Below are 16,959 nucleotides of genomic sequence, written 5' to 3' on the forward strand. Positions count from 1 at the left end.
ACGGTGGCGCTCCAGAGTACCTAGTCAGCGAAGGGTTCTGACCGGTAGACGCCGGGAACTAGCCGATGGCTGAGCTCATCTCAGCGTGCGCAGCTTCCGCGGCCTCCGCCGGAGTCTGACGCTCGAAGAAAACCTCCAGCTCATAGCGGTAGATGATGTCCTGCAGCTCAGAGAAGCCCATGGACGGGATCGGCTCCGCCGGGCCCAGCTCATCCTCGATGTCGGCGATGAACTCGGCCGAGACGGCGTCGGGGCCCTCCAGTTGGGCCACCACTGATTCACGCACCTCGGCATTGGACGGCAGGCCACGGTCCGTCAGATTGAGCTCGCCGGCCTCCTGCGAGTTGACGAAGTAGTCAATGAACGTCTTGACGGCTTCCGGGTGCTCCGTCTGGGAGTAGCCGGACATCAGCATGGAGGACTTGTACCACAGGCCCGCATCCTCCGAATTACCCGTCTGGCTCGGCATCCGCAGCGGCTCGAGGTCCACGCCAGCGGAACCGGACAGCGCGGTCAGCTGGTTGGTCCACCACATACCCATGGCCGCGTCACCCGTGCCCGTCAGGGACTGATCCGGCCCCGGGCTCTGATCTTCGGCGATGACGGAGGCCTCGGGGTAGGAGCCGTTCTCCATCAAGTCCAGGTGGTGCTGGAAGTAGCCCTCCAAGTCGGCCACATCAATGCCCAATCCGCCCTCCGGGCTGATCAGGTGCTTGTCCAACTGACGGGCCCAGATCTGCAGGCCAGCCGGCTCATTGGGGCCAGTCGCCCCGTACTTCCCGTCCACGCCCTCGGTGATCTGCTTGGTGATCTCCGCGTAGTCATCCCACGTCCAGGTTTCGTCATCCGGCAACTCCACACCGGCCTGTTCAAACAAGTCCGGGTTCGCCATCAACACCATGGCGTTGATGCCGGTGGTAATGCCGAGCAGCCCGTCCTCCGTGGTGCCGTTGTCAATGGTCCCCTCATCGAACTGGGAGACGTCCACGCCGTCCAGATCGAGGAGCGCGCCGCGGTCGCCGTATTCGCGCAAGTACTTGTCATCCATCTGGATGACATCCGGCGCATCATTGGAGGCCACCTGTGTTGCGAGCTTGTCCCAGTAGCCGCCCCAGTCGCCGTACTCCGGCTGGATGTCAATGTCCGGGTGCTCAGCCTCGAAGGCCTCGATAATGTCTAGCGTCGTCTGGTGGCGGGAGTCCGAGCCCCACCAGCTGAAGCGCAGCTGTACCGGACCATCCTCCGCTGCGGCCTCTTCGCCGCCACCACTTCCGCACGCGGTCAGCGCGAGCGCCGAGACGGCCGCAACCGCCGCCGCCTGTGCCAGCCGTCGCCCCGTGCGCCGCTGATCCTTCATCTGGTTCACCTTGTCCTCCTCGTCGAGTGGTTCACGCCCAGCCCTGGCGGGTAAGCGATTTCCCACCAACTTAGGTGTGACCGCGGTCACGATCAAGGAAAATGGCGTCACTTCCCCTTGCTACTTGGCGATCAATCCATACTTTCAGTGCATGGAAGCCGCGATTCAAGGTGTTTCTTCGACATGCAGGGGATGTGGCCCGGCCCACGGCCCCTCGATCCACGCTCGCGCCGCGTCCAGGGCAGGATCCACGGGGCCGATCTGCGGGTGCCAGGCGAGCTCCCACTCCAAGGACACCCAACCGGACCAGGTCGCCAGCTCCGCGCGGAAGGCGTGCAGCGGCAGATCCCCGTGCCCCGGAATTGCCGGCACCCGCTCCTTGGCAGCGAGGTCCTTGACCTGGAAGTACCCCAGATACTCCCCCGCCCGCTCACGCGAGACGGCCGGAGACTCCCCCGCCAGCCACGGATGGACGGCGTCCCAGAGCACCCCGACGCAGCCCGGGTCAGCGAAGGGCTCCACGAGTTCCATCACGTCCGCCACCCGTGGATGCGAATCGTGCGTCTCCACCAACAGTTGCACCCCGGCGGAGGCCAGCTCCGCCCGGACGGCAGCGATGCGCTCGATGCCACGCGCCGTGTCACCCCGTTCACCCCCCGGGAAGACGCGCACGGCGGGCGCCCCGACGTCGACCGCTAGATCGATGAGGCGCCGCAAATCCTCCTCCACGCCCGGATCTGGGCCGCAGATCCGGGCGTAGCCGGCCAGTGCCGCGATGCGCAGCCCGGCACGAGCGACGTCGTCCTTCACCCTCCGGCGCGCGCCGGGCGAGGCCTCCAAATGCAGTTCCTCGTCCGGGTGAACCCGCAGTTCGATCCCGGTGCAGCCGTGCTCGGCAGCTCGCACCGCGGACTCGGCCACCGGACGCCCCGGCATGCCCAGCGTGCTGACGGCAAAATCCCACGTCATGCGTCCACCTCCCGGACCTCGCCCGCGCTGAGGTCCACCTCGAGAGCAAGCCGCGGTCCCTCCGCGGGCTCGAACGTACACCGCACCACCTCACCGGCCACCACCACGTCGCCGACCGGCGTGGGCTCGACGTCGGGGCTACGGAGCCTCGCCACCGCCACCAGGGTGGTCGACTCATCGATCGCGGCGGAGAGTCGCGGCAGCCGTGCGTAGTCGGCGAACGCCGTGCCGGCCGGCGCCGTCACCGTCTCCGCCTTCTCCCAGCCGGCCAGCGGCTCCAGCTCGGAGATCGGTCCCCCGTCACCGACGGCCCACCCGCTGTGCTCCACCCGGACAGGAAAGAGGGGGCCCACCACGCGGTCAATCCGCACCTCGGCGTTGCCGTGCACGACGACGTAGGACTCGATCCGCAACCCCGGCATCGCCGGAGAGGAGGCCGTAAAAACGGGCCGATGCCACGACCCGGCCCACCCCCAACGTCCGTGATCGGCGCATCCTAAGGGATGAATTTGGCGGCGAACGGAGCGCCGACCGCGCCACAGGACGCCCACGTGATTATCCGCCGGGTTGGAACCGGCCGTGGGGCCGCTCGCGGTGGAGTAGGCCAGCCGCGCATACAGCGGGTCCGAACCGCTCACCGGGACCCCCGCCGGCGGGCGCACCTTGTCACTGCCGTGGTTGTGCAGCCGGGCCAGCCCATCCCGCGCCGTGGACTGCACCAGTAGCCCGGTGGCCGGCGTCGCCACGACCCGGTCCGCCTCCTCGACCGGCGCCGGTGACTCCGTGGCGGTCCATAGCTCGGCATCGGCCGGGGCCAACAGGCACACAAAGGCCTTGGCCGCCCACAAGGGGGAGGCCGGGCCCGAGTATCCCTGCACGCTGGCCGCATGCGGGCCGTGCCACCCCAAGCTGAGAAGCCCCTGCTCAGTGACCGCACCGCGGTCCAGGAAGTACTTCAACGCCCCGCTCAACAGTCGGCGGGACTGCCCCGGCGTCCACGGGGTGTTTCCGGTCAGCGCGCCGAGCCCCACCGCCGTCGCCGCGGCAAAACGGTAGGTCATGGACCGGCCCATGTAGAGCGGGGCGCCGTCGGACCCAAACCAATACCCGAAGCCGCCCAAGAAGGTCTCGAGGCGTGCCCCGTAGCCGTGTTCCGTGCCATCGAGGAGGTCGCCGAGCACCGGATACAGGTGCAGCGCCCACCCGTTGTAGTGATCGAAGGCCCGGCCGTCACCATCGGTGTACCAGCCGTCCCCGCAATACCAGTGTTCCAAGAGCAGGGATGCTCGTTTTCGGGCCGCCGACGTGGCCTCATCCGCTTCCCCAATGCTCTCGAGGAAACCCGCCACCGTGGAGGCGAAGAGGTACCAGTTGTTCGGCGCCGGGACCACGGTCAGGGCCCCGCGAAGCCAGGACACCACGTTGTGGCGCGTCTCGGGCTCGAGCGTGTCCCAGAGCCATGGGCGCGTGATCCGCAAGGACAGGGCGATCGACGCCGACTCGACGAGCGGCTGCCCCCCGTCGTCGTGATCGCGAATCGGCGGCCACTGCTCGGGCCCTCCCGCCTGCGTGCCGGCGGCGAGGCCGCGCGCGTACCGCCGGAGCCAGCCGTGCGGGTCCTCCCCCCGCGCTCCCGCGACGCGGAATGCGGCGATCAACATGGACCGGGCGAAGCCCTCCAGCCCGTCGGACTCCGGCCCGCTTCCCGACGCTGAACCTGGCAGGTCGAGCCGAGCTGACTCGGCGGAGGCGAAGCGCCACTGGGCAGCGAGCAGTCCGTCCGCGGCGGCTTCCCAGTGCTCGCGGGTATAGCCGGTGTGAGGGCTGAGCTGCCAGTCGGGGGCGGGCAAGGGCAATGAATCCACGGTGTTCCTTTGGAGGGTCTCGGCTAAGTGGTGTGAGCGGCGCGCGGCGCCCGGCGCGTCAAGAAGACGACGACGGGCGCCGCAGCGGGCCGCGGACGGGAAAATGGCGGCGGGCTACTGCAGCGCCGACTCCAGTTCCGCGTAGGCGCTCGCGGCGGCCTCATCCACAGACTGCAATTCCATGTAGACCTCCGTCTCGTAGCGGTGCAGAATGTCCTGGAACTCACCGAAGCCGGCGGCCGGGACAGGCTCGGGCGCCTGGACCTCATCCTCGATGTCCTGCAGGAACTCGGCGGCGTCCAGCTCGGTGCCCTCCAGCGTGTCGATGACCGCGTCCCGCACATCGGAATTGGCGGGCAGCCCGCGGTCCGTCAGGTTCTCCAGACCCGCCTCTTCGGAATTGACAAAGTAGTCAATGAATCGCTGGGCCTCCTCCGGATGCTCGGTGGTCGTACTCGCCGAGAGGAACATGGAGACACGCTGCCAGAGGCCGTTGTCCTCAGCCGAGCCCGTCATGCTCGGCAGGCGCAAGGGCACCAGCTCCACGCCGGCGGCGTCCGAGGCCGCGGGCAAGAGGTTGCTCCACCCGTTGAGCACGCCCATCTTGCCTTGGGCCAACAGCGAGCGCTCCGTCCCGGCGGCCCGGTCCTCTTCGATGATGGTCGGCTCCGGGTAGCTGCCCCGCTCGACGAACTCCTTCTGGAACTGGAAGTACTCCCGCAGGTCTGCCTCGTCGAACCCGATGCTGCCATCCTCGTTGATGAGGTGGAGGCCCTCCTGACGCAGCCAGATCATGATGCCGCCGACCGGCTCGAAGGGGGACGTGGACCCGTAGCCGCCATCGACCTGCTGGCTGATCTGCTCGGTGACTTGACCAAAGTCCTCCCACGTCCAGGACTCGTCATCCGGCAGCTCGAGCCCAGCCTGTTCAAACACCTCGGGGTTGGCCATCATGGCGATCGACGCAAAGCCCGTGGGGATGCCGAACTGCCCCTCGTCCGTGCGTCCCTGCACCAGCAGGTCCTCGCTGATCTTGGAGGTGTCCACGTCGGGCAGATCCCGCAGCACGCCGCGGTCCGCGTACTCGCGGAAGTAGGCGAGGTCCATCTGCATGATGTCCGGGGTGTCCCGCGCCGCGGCCTGGGTGGCCAGCTTGTCCCAGTACCCGGTGAAGCTATTTGGCTCTGGCAGGATGTCGATGTCCGGGTTCTCGGCCTCAAACGCTTCGATGATGGCCATGGTGTTCTGGGAGCGCGCGTCCGATCCCCACCAGGAAAAGCGCAGCGAGACCTGCTCGCCTGATTCCCCGGCCGATTCCGTCGATCCGCCGCAGGCTGTCAGGGCCAGCGCAGCGACCGCCGCCACCGATACCGCACGTGCCGTCGTGCCCCGTTGGGTGCGACGCTTCCTCGTTGACTGTACTTCCACCCTTGTCTCCTCCTCGTTGTCTCGACCGGGCCCCCTATGAGTGAACGTTCACCCGAACGTTCACTTTATGCGGCATGGCATAAAATTGGGGTGTTGGCACGGGATCCTACGTGTGATCCACCTCACCGTCAAGGGGTGCCGCCCGCGAATCTTCAGCCGGCCATGGCCCCTAGCTCCGCACCGCCGTACTCTCCCGGAGGACCGGCTCGCCCCGCACGCTTTCCCGGTACGTCTCATCCACCTCGGAGAGGACAAAATCGGCGGCCTGCCGGCCGATCTCCTCCAGCGGCAGACGCACGGTGGTCACGCTGGGCACCATGTCCCCCAGGGTGGGAATGTCGTCGAACCCCGCGACGGCGACGTCGCTGGGGACGGCGAGCCCGTGCTCGCGGATCGCGGTCATCGCGCCCAACGCCATGACGTCATTCGCGCAGAAGACGCACACTTGCCCGGAGTCGAGGTCTAGAGCCCCCGCCTCCAACAACCGGGACATGTCATCGTGCCCGCCGTCGCGGGTGAAGACGCCCTCGCTGACCAACAGCGGCTCGATACCCTCCTCCGCCAAGCGCTCGACGAATCCAGCCACGCGCTCAGCGGCGGTGATCAGCGCGGGATCGCCCGCGAGCACCGCGAACCGGCGGTGCCCTGCGGCGAGCAGTTCGGCAGCGAGGGCCGCGGCGGCGCCGCGATTGTCCAGGTGAATGCCGCCCGCCAGATCCAGCGGCTGGCCGATCATGACGACGCGCCCGCCCGAGCCTTGGTACCGCTCCAGCGCGACCACCAGCTCCTCGTCATCGCTGAGTCCGCGGGAGCCGGCCAGAAGGATGGCGTCCGTGCGGTGGGACATGAAGGAACGCACCGCCTCCAGCTCCAGCGCCGAATCGCGGCCCGTGCTCGCCAGCATCACCTGAATCCCGCTACCGGACAGCCGCTCCTGAACGCCGCGGGCGATCGTGGAAAAGTACGGGTCGGCAATGTCATGAACGATGAGTCCCACCAGGGAGGCGGAGCTCCTCGCCAGCGCCTGGGCTTGAGCATTGGGGTAGTACCCCAAGCGCTCGGCCGCCGCGCGCACGCGCTCGGCGATCTCCTCCGCCGGGCGGCGGCTCGAACCATTCAACACGCGCGACGCCGTCGCCGCCGAAACCCCTGCTTCCGCCGCCACCTCGGCCAGCCGAACCGCCATGATTCCTCGTTTCTCTTCGCTCTGAACGCTCAACACTAACCCTGCCATGACCTGTGATGGTTGACACACGCTCAATCTTCGCACTAGCTTGGAAAGCGCATTCCCACTGAGTCGGAGACCATCAGAAGTCAGACGCCCCCTCCGGCTCCCACACACTTTTCAGGAGTCACTCATGACGCAGACCCGCGTTCTTCGCATCGCCATGAACGGCATTACCGGCCGTATGGGCTACCGCCAGCACCTGCTGCGCTCCATCCTCCCGATCCGCGATCAGGGCGGCATCACCCTGGCCGACGGCTCCAAGGTCACCGTTGAACCCATCCTGATCGGCCGCAATGAAGCCAAGATCGCGGAGCTGGCCGCCCTGCACAACGTGGAGCACTACACCACGGACCTCGAGGGCGCGATCAACGATCCGTCGATCGACATCGTCTTCGACGCCTCGATGACCTCCCTGCGCTACAACACGCTGTCCAAGGCCATCGCCAACGGCAAGCACGTCTTCACCGAGAAGCCGACCGCCGAGACCTTGGAAGAGGCCGTGGATCTGGCCCGCCAGGCCAAGTCGGCGGGCATCACGGCCGGCGTCGTTCACGACAAGCTGTACCTGCCGGGCCTCGTCAAGCTCCGCCGCCTCGTGGACGAAGGCTTCTTCGGCCGCATCCTCTCGATGCGCGGCGAGTTCGGCTACTGGGTCTTCGAGGGCGAGATCCAGGAAGCCCAGCGCCCGTCCTGGAACTACCGCCTAGCCGACGGCGGCTCCATGACCACGGACATGTACTGCCACTGGAACTACGTCATGGAGGGCATCGTCGGCAAGGTCAAGTCCGTCAACTCCAAGACAGCCACGCACATCCCGCAGCGTTGGGACGAGAACGGCGAAGCGTACGAGGCCACCGCGGATGACGCCGCCTACGGAATCTTCGAGCTCGAAACGCCGGGCGGGGACGACGTCGTCGCTCAGATCAACTCCTCGTGGGCCGTGCGCGTCTACCGCGACGAACTGGTGGAATTCCAGATCGACGGCACGCACGGTTCCGCCGTCGCAGGCCTCAACAAGTGCGTCGCGCAGCAGCGCGCCCACACCCCGAAGCCGGTCTGGAACCCGGACCTTCCGGTCACCGAGTCCTTCCGCGACCAGTGGCTCGAGGTCCCCGCGAACGCCGAACTGGACAACGGCTTCAAGCTGCAGTGGGAAGAGTTCCTCGCCGACGTCGTCGCCGGGCGAGAGCACCGCTTCGGCCTGCTCTCCGCCGCCCGCGGCGTGCAGCTGGCCGAGCTGGGCCTGCGCTCGGCCGAGGAGCGCCGCACCATCGACATCCCGGAGATTGAGCTGTGAGCGGCGCGACGAACACCATGACCCTGCCCACGCTCGCCCTGCCGTCCCCGTACGGCACGGTCAGCGAGTACACCATGACCGGCCCGGGCGAGTTCACGCGCCCGGGGGCGCCGATCGCCTCTCGCAAGGTCTACGCCGCCGCCCACGTGGTGCCGCAGATGACCGCGGACAACACCCCGGGCGCGCCCGCTGAGCTGGATTGGGATGCCACGCTGGCCTACCGCCACGAGCTGTGGTCCTACGGCTTGGGCGTCGCGGACGCGATGGATACCGCCCAGCGCGGCATGGGCCTGGACTATGCCGCCACGTGTGAGCTGATCCGCCGCTCCGCCGCGGAGGCGGCCGACGTCGTCGCCTCCGGGCGCTACCCGGCCCTCGCCGGCCGGACCGTGCGGGACCTCGTGGCCTGCGGCGCGGGCACCGATCAGGTGGACCCCGCCACGGTGGAGCCGGGCGCCGACGGCCTCGCCACCGTGACGGCGGCGTATCTGGAGATGCTCGACGTCGTCGAGTCCTCTGGCGCGAAGGCGATCGTCATGTGCTCGCGCGCCCTGGCCAAGGTGGCCACCAGCGCCGAGGACTACTTGGACGTGTACGCGAAGGTCTTCGAGCGGGCGTCCCAGCCCGTGATCGTGCACTGGCTCGGGACGATGTTTGACCCGGCGCTGGCCGGGTACTGGGGAAGCGAGGACATCCCCACGGCGACGGCGACGTTCAACCGGCTGCTGGCGCAGCACGCGGACAAGATCGACGGCGTGAAAGTCTCCCTGCTGGACGCGGAGCACGAGAAGCAGCTGCGCGCCCGCCTGCCCGAGGGCGTGCGCCTCTACACCGGCGATGATTTCAACTACCCGGAGCTGATCGACGGCGACGGCGAGCTGTACTCGGACGCCCTGCTCGGCATTTTCGCCGCCATCTACCCGGCGGCCTCCACGGCCCTGCAGGCGTACGACGCCGGCGACGCGGCGCGCGGCCGCGCCATCCTGGATTCCACGCGGGAACTGGGCAAGCACATCTTCGCTGCGCCGACGTTCTACTACAAGACGGGCATCGCGTTTCTGTCCTGGCTCAATGGGCATCAGGACGGATTCCAGATGGTCGGCGGCCTGCACTCGGGCCGCTCGATCGCGCACCTGGCGCACACCTTCGTCCTCGCCGACAAGGCGGGCCTCCTGCTCAAGCCCGAGCTCGCGGCCGAGCGCATGCGGGAGTTGCTGGCCGTTTACGGGATCCCTCAGGACGGCTCCGCGCCCCCGGAGGCCCACGCATGAGCGCCGCAGACTACCCGCTGGCGCTCAATACGGGCACGACGCCGACTCTGGATTTGCGAACGGCGTGCGAGGCCACGGCAGCGGCAGGATTGACGCACATTGGGCCGTGGCGTCACCTTCTGGACGGCGCCGGCGGCGCGGACGCGGCGGCGAAGATCATCGCCGAGTCCGGCCTGAAGGCCTCCACGCTCTGCCGTGGCGGCTTCCTCACGGCGGCCGAGCCCTCGGCGCAGGCCGCGGCGCTCGAATCCAACCGGGCCGCCATCGTCGAGGCCGCCACCCTCGGCACAGACAGCCTCATCATGGTGGTCGGTGGCCTGCCGGCCGCGGCCCACGTGCTGGGTGGCGATGGTGATCGCACGGACAAGGACATCGCCGCCGCCCGTCACCGCGTCGCGGACCGGCTCGCCGAGCTGGTCCCGTTCGCTCAGGAACACGGGGTCAAGCTGGTCCTCGAGCCGCTGCACCCGATGTACGCGGTGGACCGGGCCGTGCTATCGACGCTCGGCCAAGCGCTCGACCTTGCCGCGCCGCACCCCACCGATGCGGTCGCCGTCGTCGTCGATACCTTCCACGTGTTCTGGGACCCCGCGGTCCTCGAACAGATCGCCCGCGCCGGACGCGAAGGCCGGATCGCCAGCTACCAAGTGTGCGATTTCAATCTGCCGATCGCTCAGGATGCCCTCAAGTCACGCGGCATGATGGGTGACGGTTATGTGGACTTCGCCTCGTTGTCGGCCGCGGTCGCCCAGGCCGGCTACACAGGCCCGGTGGAGGTTGAAATCTTCAATGAGGAGATCAACGCTCAGGACGCGGCGCTCACGCTTGAGACGATGAAGCAGCGCTACACGGACCTGGTACTCCCGCATCTGGCCTAAGTGGCACACCGGTCCGGCGAGCGCTGCCACGCTCGCCGGACCTTTCCCTTTGACCGGCACCCGAACTTCGACTGAAGGAGATCTGATGTCCGCACGTGACGGCGTCGTCCTCATCGGCCTCAACGGCTTTGGCCGCCAGCACCTGATCAACATCGAGCGGCTGGTCGCCGCGGGCAAAATGGAGCTGCTCGCCGGCGTCGATTTTTCCGATCCCGGCCCCGACGTGCGCGGCGCGCAGACCCCCGTCTTCTCCTCGCTCGCGGAGGTCGCCGCGGCCGGCATCCGCCCGGACATCGTGATCGTCTCCACCCCCATCAGCACGCACCACCCGATCGCCCTCGAGGCGCTCGAGCTCGGCGCGGACCTGTACTTGGAGAAGCCGCCCACCGCCACGCTGGCCCAATACCACGAGCTCTTGGCCGCCGCAGAGGCCGCCGGCGCGCGGGTGCAGGTGGGCTTCCAGTCCATTGGCTCCCACGCCCTGCCCCATATCGCCGACCTGCTCTCCCCGACCGACGGCAGCGGCCCCCTCGGCACCCTCCGCGCCGTCGGCGCCTCCGGCACGTGGGTGCGCACGCGCGGGTACTACCAGCGAGCCCCGTGGGCCGGGCACCGGGTCTTGAACGGGGTCGAGGTGGTCGACGGCGTCGCCACCAATCCGCTCGCTCACGCCGTGCAAACGGCCCTGCACATCGGCGGCGCGACCGGCAGCGAGGACGTGGTGCGCCTCGACACCGAGCTGCACCACGCGCACCCCATCGAGGCGGATGACACCACCACCCTCTCCATCGGCACCGCGGCCGGCCTCGACATCACGTGTGCGCTCACCGTCTGCGCGGGCGAATCCGCGGACCCGTGGATCACCATCTACGGCACCGAGGGTCAAGCGGTGTTCTACTACACGCGGGACGAGCTGGTCATCACCCCGAACGCCGACTCCCCGTCCGCCGGTGCGGGCGAACAGCGGCAGTCCTTCGGCCGCACCAACCTGCTGGAGAACCTCATCGACGTGCGCGCCGGCGCCGCGACCGAGCTGTTGTCCCCGCTGTCCTCCGCTGGCGGATTCATGCGCGTGCTGGAGGCGATCCGGACCGCCGATGACCCGGCGCAGATCCCGCGCGAGCACGTCTTCTGGGAGGGCGAGGGCGATGACGAACACCCCGTCATTCCGCACATCGAGGATCTCATCGACCGCGCCGTGAAGGGCGGAACGACGTTCTCCTCGCTGCGCGCCCCGTGGGCGAAGCGCCCCGAGACCTCGGGAGAACTCACGGTATGCGGCACGGCCCGGCCCGTGACCGTCGCCGAGTTGCGCACCGGCGCCGACATCTCCCCGACCAACGGGCCGCGCCCCTTCCTCGACCAGGTGCGCACGCTCTCCGGCGTGGTGCTGACCGATCAGCAGCCGTTGGATCACCCGTGGCACCTCGGGGTCTCCGTGGCCGTGCAGGACGTGGACGGCATCAACTTCTGGGGCGGGCGCACGTACACGCGGGACGCCGGACGCTACGTGTGGCGCGCCGATCACGGCCGGATCGTCACCACCTCCCAGTCCGTTGTCACGGACGCGCACGACGACGGCACCTCGGGTCAGCGCTGGCGGGCCGCTCTGGACTGGGTGGGCCCGGACGGCTCCGTGGCCCTGCAGGAGCGGCGCCAAGTGAGCACCCGGCACCGCGGCGACGGATGGGAGCTGGATATCGAGTTCGAGCTGAGCCCGGCCGGCGAGTCCGACGTGGTCCTCGGCAGCCCCGGTTCCAACGGGCGCGCCGGCGGCGGATACGGCGGCTACTTCTGGCGCCTGCCAGAACTGAAGAACGCCCGGGTGTTTACCGCGGAGGCCGAGGGCGAGGACGCCGTGCACGGCACCGTGTCCGAATGGCTGGCCGTCACCGCGGACTTTAGTTCCACGGCTGGGCACCCGCTCACCGGCACCACTGCGGAACCGGCCACCGGGTCGGGCCGCGGACCGTCGACGCTCATCTTCATCAGCGCGGACGACGACCCCTGGTTCGTCCGGCAATCCGGCTACCCGGGCATTGGCGCCTCCCTCGCGTGGGATGCCCCGGTGACGGCTAGCGCGGAGGCGCCCGTCCGCCGTCGGATCCGGACGTTGATTCTCGACGGGGTGCTGCCGCCCGCGGAAATCGCCGAGCGCGTCGCCGCGCTCAGCGGTGCCCCCGTCTCCACGCACTAGCGCGATCCCACCGAGAGGAAGCTATGCACCCCACTACTGCCGCCACGGCCACCGCGGACGCGCTCATTACGGAGCAGGCCACCAAACATCAGCGGCTCGTCGCGCTCTTAGAGGAACGCGGTGCGGACTCGCTCCTGCTGACCTCCGCCGGGGCGCTGTCCTGGTACCTGGGCGGCGCGCGCGTCCACGTGTCCCTCGCCGGCGGCCCGATTGCGGCCGTTCTGGTGCACCGGGGCGGCGCCGAGCTCGGGCTGTTCACGAACGAGGCGGCGAGGTTGCGCGCCGAGGAGCTCGGCGGCAGCGAGGGCGTCACCGTCCACGAAGTGCCGTGGCACGGGAATCTGCACGACGTCGCCGCTTGGTATCCGGAGGCGTCCGCGTGGTCCATCCTCGGCGAGGAGGAGGTGGCCGCCGGGTTGCGGGCGGCGCGGGCCAGCCTGTTGCCGGCCGAGCTTCAGCGCTACCGCACGCTATGCCGCGATGCGGCCGCGGCGCTGACGGACGTGCTGACCGCGGCCACCGGCGAGATGACCGAACGGCAGGTCGCCGCCGAGCTGGCCCGCGCCGTGGTGACCTTCGGGGCGGACCCCGTGGTGGTTCTGGTCTCCGGCGACTCGCGGGCCCAGCACCGGCATCCGCTGCCCACCGACGCACCACTGGGCCGCCGCGCCATGGCCGTGGTGTGCGCACGGAAGTACGGCCTCATTGCCAATGTCACCCGATGGGTCACCTTCGGTGAGTTGCTCGACGGAGAAGAGGAGCTGGACCGCCGCATCCTCGAGGTCGAGGCCGAAATCTTGGGCCAGCTGCGTCCCGGGGCGGCGATGGATGAGCTACTTCCGGTCATTCAGGAGGCCTACCCCCGGCACGGTTTCGCCGAGGACGAGTGGACAAAGCATCACCAGGGCGGCGCCGCCGGGTACAACGGGCGCGACCCGCGGCTGGCCCCCGGCGTGGCGGACACGCTGGTGACCGGCCAGGCGTTCGCGTGGAACCCCACCGCGGCGGACCCGCTGACCGGGCTGGTGGCCAAGGTGGAGGACACCATCCTGCTCACCGAGCGCGAGGGAGCGCCCGTGCTTGAGGTGCTCAGCGTCGACGAGCGCTGGCCGAGCGTCGAGGTGGCTGGCCGGCAGCGCCCGGCTGTGTTGCGGCGCTAACGTACCGGCCAGCCCACTCTCCCGGCGGCGGGGCCGAGCCGCATCCCGCTGACAACGGGTTTTGCGAACTCGGACCGCACCGGGCAGGCCGAAAGTGGGCTGGCCGGTACACCACGTGTGAGGGCCCGGCCACGTGGCCGGACCCTCACGCGTTCCGGGCTCCGCTAGCGGATGGTCACCTCCCGCTGCTCAGAGGCCGTCTGCCCGTGCTGATTCTCGGCGATGACCTGCACCGTGTGGCGGCCGGCGGTCGCCTGGTCCCACTGCAGTTTCACCTCCTGCTCGCGCCCGGTCTCGTCCACCACTGCGGCGGAGGCCACCGTGTCGCCGTCCACCACAAGGTGGAAGGTGTGGGCGTTGTTCTCTCCCTCGGCGATGCTCGCCTCCACGCGCAGCTTGTCCACCTCCGCATCATCGATCGCGAAACTCACCGCGCCAGGAACGTCCGCTGCCGGCCCGGGCACGCGCTCGGGCGCCGGCGCCTCGGCCGTATACGCCAGCGACGGGGCGTCCGGGGCGCTCATGCCCTCGCCGATGAAGTACGAGGTGTGTGGCGGCTGGTTGTAACCGGTATTCTGCCACGCCACCGCTAGGCGGTACTGCGAGTCAGACATCAGCGTGTAGAAACGCTCCTCAGTCGGGATGACGGTCGTCGCAATCCGCAGTGCCGAAGAATCCTCGGTGCGGGTGACGATTTCCTCGCGCCAATCCCCCATGAGGTCAGCCTGCAGGGAGAAGTTGCCCTTCGTGCCGTTGTTGCTCAGGGTGCCCTCCGCACGGTAGAGCTCCTCGGCGGACTCGGTCTCCCAGTTCCACTTAGAGATGGTCGGCACGCCCGCCCCCTGGTCAGCGTCGTACTCATGATCGCCGATCTCACGTAGGAGGTCCCCATCCCAGAAGGTCAGGAAATTCGCCGCCGGAATGTTCTCCGCAATCAGCTCGCCGGAGGCGGACGTCAACTGGCCCACGGGCGAGTTCCACGCCGCGTCTCCGCCGACGGCCCAGCCCTCCGCGCCGTCGTAGCGGGGGTCGATGTCCCCCATCGCCGCACGTCCGGTATCCACCTCGGCGGGGATGTCCCACAGGATCTCGCCCGTGGCCGCGTCGCGCAGGGTGGCCCCGCGCTGGCCGGAAGCGCCGATGTCCTCGTGAGCGGAGAAGACCTCCAGCCCCGGGCGGCTCGGGTCGAAATCGGAGACGTGCTGAGCGTCACCGTGGCCGAGCCCGGTGTTGTAGGCCACCGTGCCGTCGTCGTCCAACGTCAGGGAGCCATAGACGATTTCGTCCTTCTGGTCCCCATCCACGTCGTTGATGGACAGCGAGTGGTTGCCCTGACCGGCGAACTCCTTCCCGTCCACGTCCGAGTCAAACACCCAACGCTGGCTCAGCTGCTCGCCATCAAAGTCGAAGGCGGCCACCACGGTGCGGGTGTAGTAACCGCGGGCGAACAACGCGCTCGGCGTCTCCCCGTTGAGGTAGGCGGTGCCAGCCAGGAACCGGTCCACCCGGTTGCCGTAGCCGTCGCCCCATGAACCCACGTCACCGCGAGCCGGCACGTAGTCGATCGTGTCGATCGCGGCACCCGTGGCGCCGTCGAAGACCGTCAAGTACTCGGGGCCGGTCAGCACGCGCCCCGCGGAGTTGCGGTAGTCGGCGCGGGCCTCCCCGATTACCGTGCCCTCACCGTCCACCGTTCCATCGGCAGTCTTCATCATCACCTCGGCGCGGGAATCGCCGTCGTAATCGAACACCTGGAACTGCGTGTAGTGGGCACCGGCACGGATGTTGTGGCCGAGGTCAATCCGCCACAGCTGAGTGCCATCGAGCTCGTAGGCGTCCAGATAAACATTGCCGGTGTAGCCCTCGCGGGAGTTGTCCTGCGAGTTGGTCGGATCCCACTTGACGATGTATTCGTACGCGCCGTCCCCGTCCACGTCGCCGACCGAGACGTCGTTGGCGCGGTAGGAGTACGGCTGCCCGTCCTTGGAGTAGGCGTCTTCCGGTGTGTTCAGGTCGATGTCCAGCGTCTGCGCTTGCTGGACCCCGAACTCGACGCTGGCCCAGTGCTCGATCTCGCCAGCCGCGGCCGGCCGGCCCTTGCCGCGGCCCTTGCCGCCGGGCTGCTCGGCGGGTGCGACGGCGGTGCTCAGCCGGTAGGTCGACGCGGCCGTTCCGTTCTCGTCGACCCAGTTGGTGCTCGCAGTGATCGGCTCGTCGGTGACGCGCTCGCCATCGCGGTACACGTGGAACGCGGTCTCTTGGTCATCGCTGCCGAGGAGCCGCCATCCGAGGAACACACCGTCGCCCGTGTCGACGGCCACCGGGGATCGATCCAAGCGTTCCGCCTGGCGCTCCAGCTGCGTGACGGCCTCGGAGACGGCGGGCTCGGACGGCTCGGACGCACCGCCAGCGTTCACCGCGGCCACCGTGTAGGTGTATTCGACGGTCGTCAGGACGTCGGTATCGGTGTAGCTGGCGGTGTCCGCGCGGCCCACGAGCGCGGGTTCGCCACCCGGTTCGGCGCGATAGACGTGATAGAAGAGCGCCTCCTCCGAGCCGTCCCACGTCAGCTCCACGGAGTTCTTGCCGATCTCGCCAACACGGAGTTGGGTCGGGACGGGGGCGGTGGGCACGGACTCGTCGATGGTCACCACGTCCACCGCGTTGGAGGCGACCGATTCCGCGCCGGCCGCGCTGACGGCCACCACGGTGTAGGTGTACTCGACGCCGACGTCCGCGGTGGTATCCGCGAACTCGGTCGCTTCCGTTTCCGTCAGTTGTTCTGGCTCGGCGGCGCCTTGGGCCTGCCGGTAGACCCGATAGGCCGCAGCGTCTTGGGTCCCCTGCCAGGTCAGCGGCACGCTCACGCTGGAGCCGTCGATGACGACCTCCCCGGCGGTCAGGCCCGCCGGCGTGTACATCAGCGGCGTGATCTCCAGACCGTTGAGCCACCCGGAGGCCTCCACGGTGAGCTGGCCGTCCTCGACGATCACGGGCTGCAAGACCTTACTGGTGGTGGTGCCACGGCCGGCGTTCGAGGTCCCGAAGTCCTGGCCCTCGAGGCTGACGCCCAGACGCGCCGTACCGATCATGTCGCCCCACGTCACCTCGACGGCGTAGCTGCCATTGGGGAGGTCGACGGCGATCGGCGTGTCGCCGCTCGGCAGCACGAAGTCCCGCTGCAGGTCATTAGGCGCTGGGTCGAAGTTCGTCCCGCGGTCCCGTCCGTCCGGCATTCCATCCGTGAACCCGTAGCCGAGCTCCTCGGTATACGCGGTGGTGTTATCCAGGGCCGTGTACCCTTCCTGG

The 16,959-nt window shown here is 68.7% G+C and carries 11 protein-coding genes; 5 read left to right on the forward strand and 6 right to left on the reverse strand.

Annotated elements, in window-relative coordinates; all coding sequences use genetic code 11:
* Positions 1–58 precede the first annotated feature (58 nt).
* The 5 genes from IW252_RS05430 to IW252_RS05450 form a co-directional block, all read right to left on the reverse strand.
* Complete coding sequence (locus IW252_RS05430; protein WP_196837123.1) at positions 59–1,357, reverse strand: ABC transporter substrate-binding protein; 1,299 nt, start codon at positions 1,355–1,357, stop codon at positions 59–61.
* Between the two features lie 165 nt (positions 1,358–1,522).
* Positions 1,523–2,326, reverse strand: a complete 804-nt coding sequence (locus tag IW252_RS05435) for a sugar phosphate isomerase/epimerase family protein (protein WP_196835632.1) — start codon at positions 2,324–2,326, stop codon at positions 1,523–1,525.
* Positions 2,323–4,191: a DUF2264 domain-containing protein gene (locus IW252_RS05440; protein WP_196835633.1), complete on the reverse strand. Its 1,869-nt coding sequence runs from the start codon at positions 4,189–4,191 to the stop codon at positions 2,323–2,325. Before IW252_RS05440 ends, IW252_RS05435 begins: the two co-directional genes overlap by 4 nt.
* Before the next feature lie 114 nt (positions 4,192–4,305).
* Positions 4,306–5,619: an ABC transporter substrate-binding protein gene (locus IW252_RS05445; RefSeq protein ID WP_196835634.1), complete on the reverse strand. Its 1,314-nt coding sequence runs from the start codon at positions 5,617–5,619 to the stop codon at positions 4,306–4,308.
* A 169-nt stretch (positions 5,620–5,788) separates the two neighbouring features.
* The gene (locus IW252_RS05450) at positions 5,789–6,805 is read right to left on the reverse strand and encodes a LacI family DNA-binding transcriptional regulator (RefSeq protein ID WP_231365915.1); all 1,017 of its coding nucleotides are present in this window, start codon (positions 6,803–6,805) and stop codon (positions 5,789–5,791) included.
* Between the two features lie 172 nt (positions 6,806–6,977).
* Here IW252_RS05450 and IW252_RS05455 point away from each other — a divergent pair, with 172 nt between their 5' ends.
* The 5 genes from IW252_RS05455 to IW252_RS05475 all read left to right on the forward strand — a co-directional run bounded on the left by IW252_RS05455 (position 6,978) and on the right by IW252_RS05475 (position 13,650).
* Positions 6,978–8,144, forward strand: a complete 1,167-nt coding sequence (locus IW252_RS05455) for a Gfo/Idh/MocA family protein (RefSeq protein ID WP_196835635.1) — start codon at positions 6,978–6,980, stop codon at positions 8,142–8,144.
* 23 nt (positions 8,145–8,167) lie between these two features.
* Positions 8,168–9,415 carry a dihydrodipicolinate synthase family protein gene (locus IW252_RS05460; RefSeq protein ID WP_408065781.1) on the forward strand — a complete coding sequence of 416 codons (1,248 nt, stop codon included), beginning with the start codon at positions 8,168–8,170 and terminating at the stop codon, positions 9,413–9,415.
* Positions 9,412–10,293 carry a sugar phosphate isomerase/epimerase family protein gene (locus IW252_RS05465; protein WP_196835636.1) on the forward strand — a complete coding sequence of 294 codons (882 nt, stop codon included), beginning with the start codon at positions 9,412–9,414 and terminating at the stop codon, positions 10,291–10,293. Before IW252_RS05460 ends, IW252_RS05465 begins: the two co-directional genes overlap by 4 nt.
* 85 nt (positions 10,294–10,378) lie before the next feature.
* Complete coding sequence (locus tag IW252_RS05470; protein WP_196835637.1) at positions 10,379–12,490, forward strand: DUF6807 family protein; 2,112 nt, start codon at positions 10,379–10,381, stop codon at positions 12,488–12,490.
* Positions 12,491–12,513: 23 nt separating this feature from the next.
* Entirely contained in the window at positions 12,514–13,650 is a 1,137-nt protein-coding gene (locus IW252_RS05475) for a M24 family metallopeptidase (RefSeq protein ID WP_196835638.1), read from the forward strand.
* A 164-nt stretch (positions 13,651–13,814) separates the two neighbouring features.
* On the opposite strand, the gene IW252_RS13790 is transcribed toward IW252_RS05475, so the two are convergent.
* Positions 13,815–16,886, reverse strand: a complete 3,072-nt coding sequence (locus IW252_RS13790; protein ID WP_456243198.1) for a rhamnogalacturonan lyase family protein — start codon at positions 16,884–16,886, stop codon at positions 13,815–13,817.
* Between the last annotated feature and the right edge of the window lie 73 nt (positions 16,887–16,959).

The sequence above is a fragment of the Zhihengliuella flava genome (assembly GCF_015751895.1).
Classification (GTDB): domain Bacteria; phylum Actinomycetota; class Actinomycetes; order Actinomycetales; family Micrococcaceae; genus Zhihengliuella; species Zhihengliuella flava.

Coding starts and splice junctions, on each gene's coding strand:
- IW252_RS05470 (WP_196835637.1), top strand. CDS start 10,379: ATGTCCGCACGTGACGGCGTCGTCCTCATCGGCCTCAACGGCTTTGGC.
- IW252_RS13790 (WP_456243198.1), bottom strand. CDS start 16,886: ATGCCGGACGGACGGGACCGCGGGACGAACTTCGACCCAGCGCCTAAT.
- IW252_RS05430 (WP_196837123.1), bottom strand. CDS start 1,357: ATGAAGGATCAGCGGCGCACGGGGCGACGGCTGGCACAGGCGGCGGCG.
- IW252_RS05465 (WP_196835636.1), top strand. CDS start 9,412: ATGAGCGCCGCAGACTACCCGCTGGCGCTCAATACGGGCACGACGCCG.
- IW252_RS05475 (WP_196835638.1), top strand. CDS start 12,514: ATGCACCCCACTACTGCCGCCACGGCCACCGCGGACGCGCTCATTACG.
- IW252_RS05455 (WP_196835635.1), top strand. CDS start 6,978: ATGACGCAGACCCGCGTTCTTCGCATCGCCATGAACGGCATTACCGGC.
- IW252_RS05435 (WP_196835632.1), bottom strand. CDS start 2,326: ATGACGTGGGATTTTGCCGTCAGCACGCTGGGCATGCCGGGGCGTCCG.
- IW252_RS05450 (WP_231365915.1), bottom strand. CDS start 6,805: ATGGCGGTTCGGCTGGCCGAGGTGGCGGCGGAAGCAGGGGTTTCGGCG.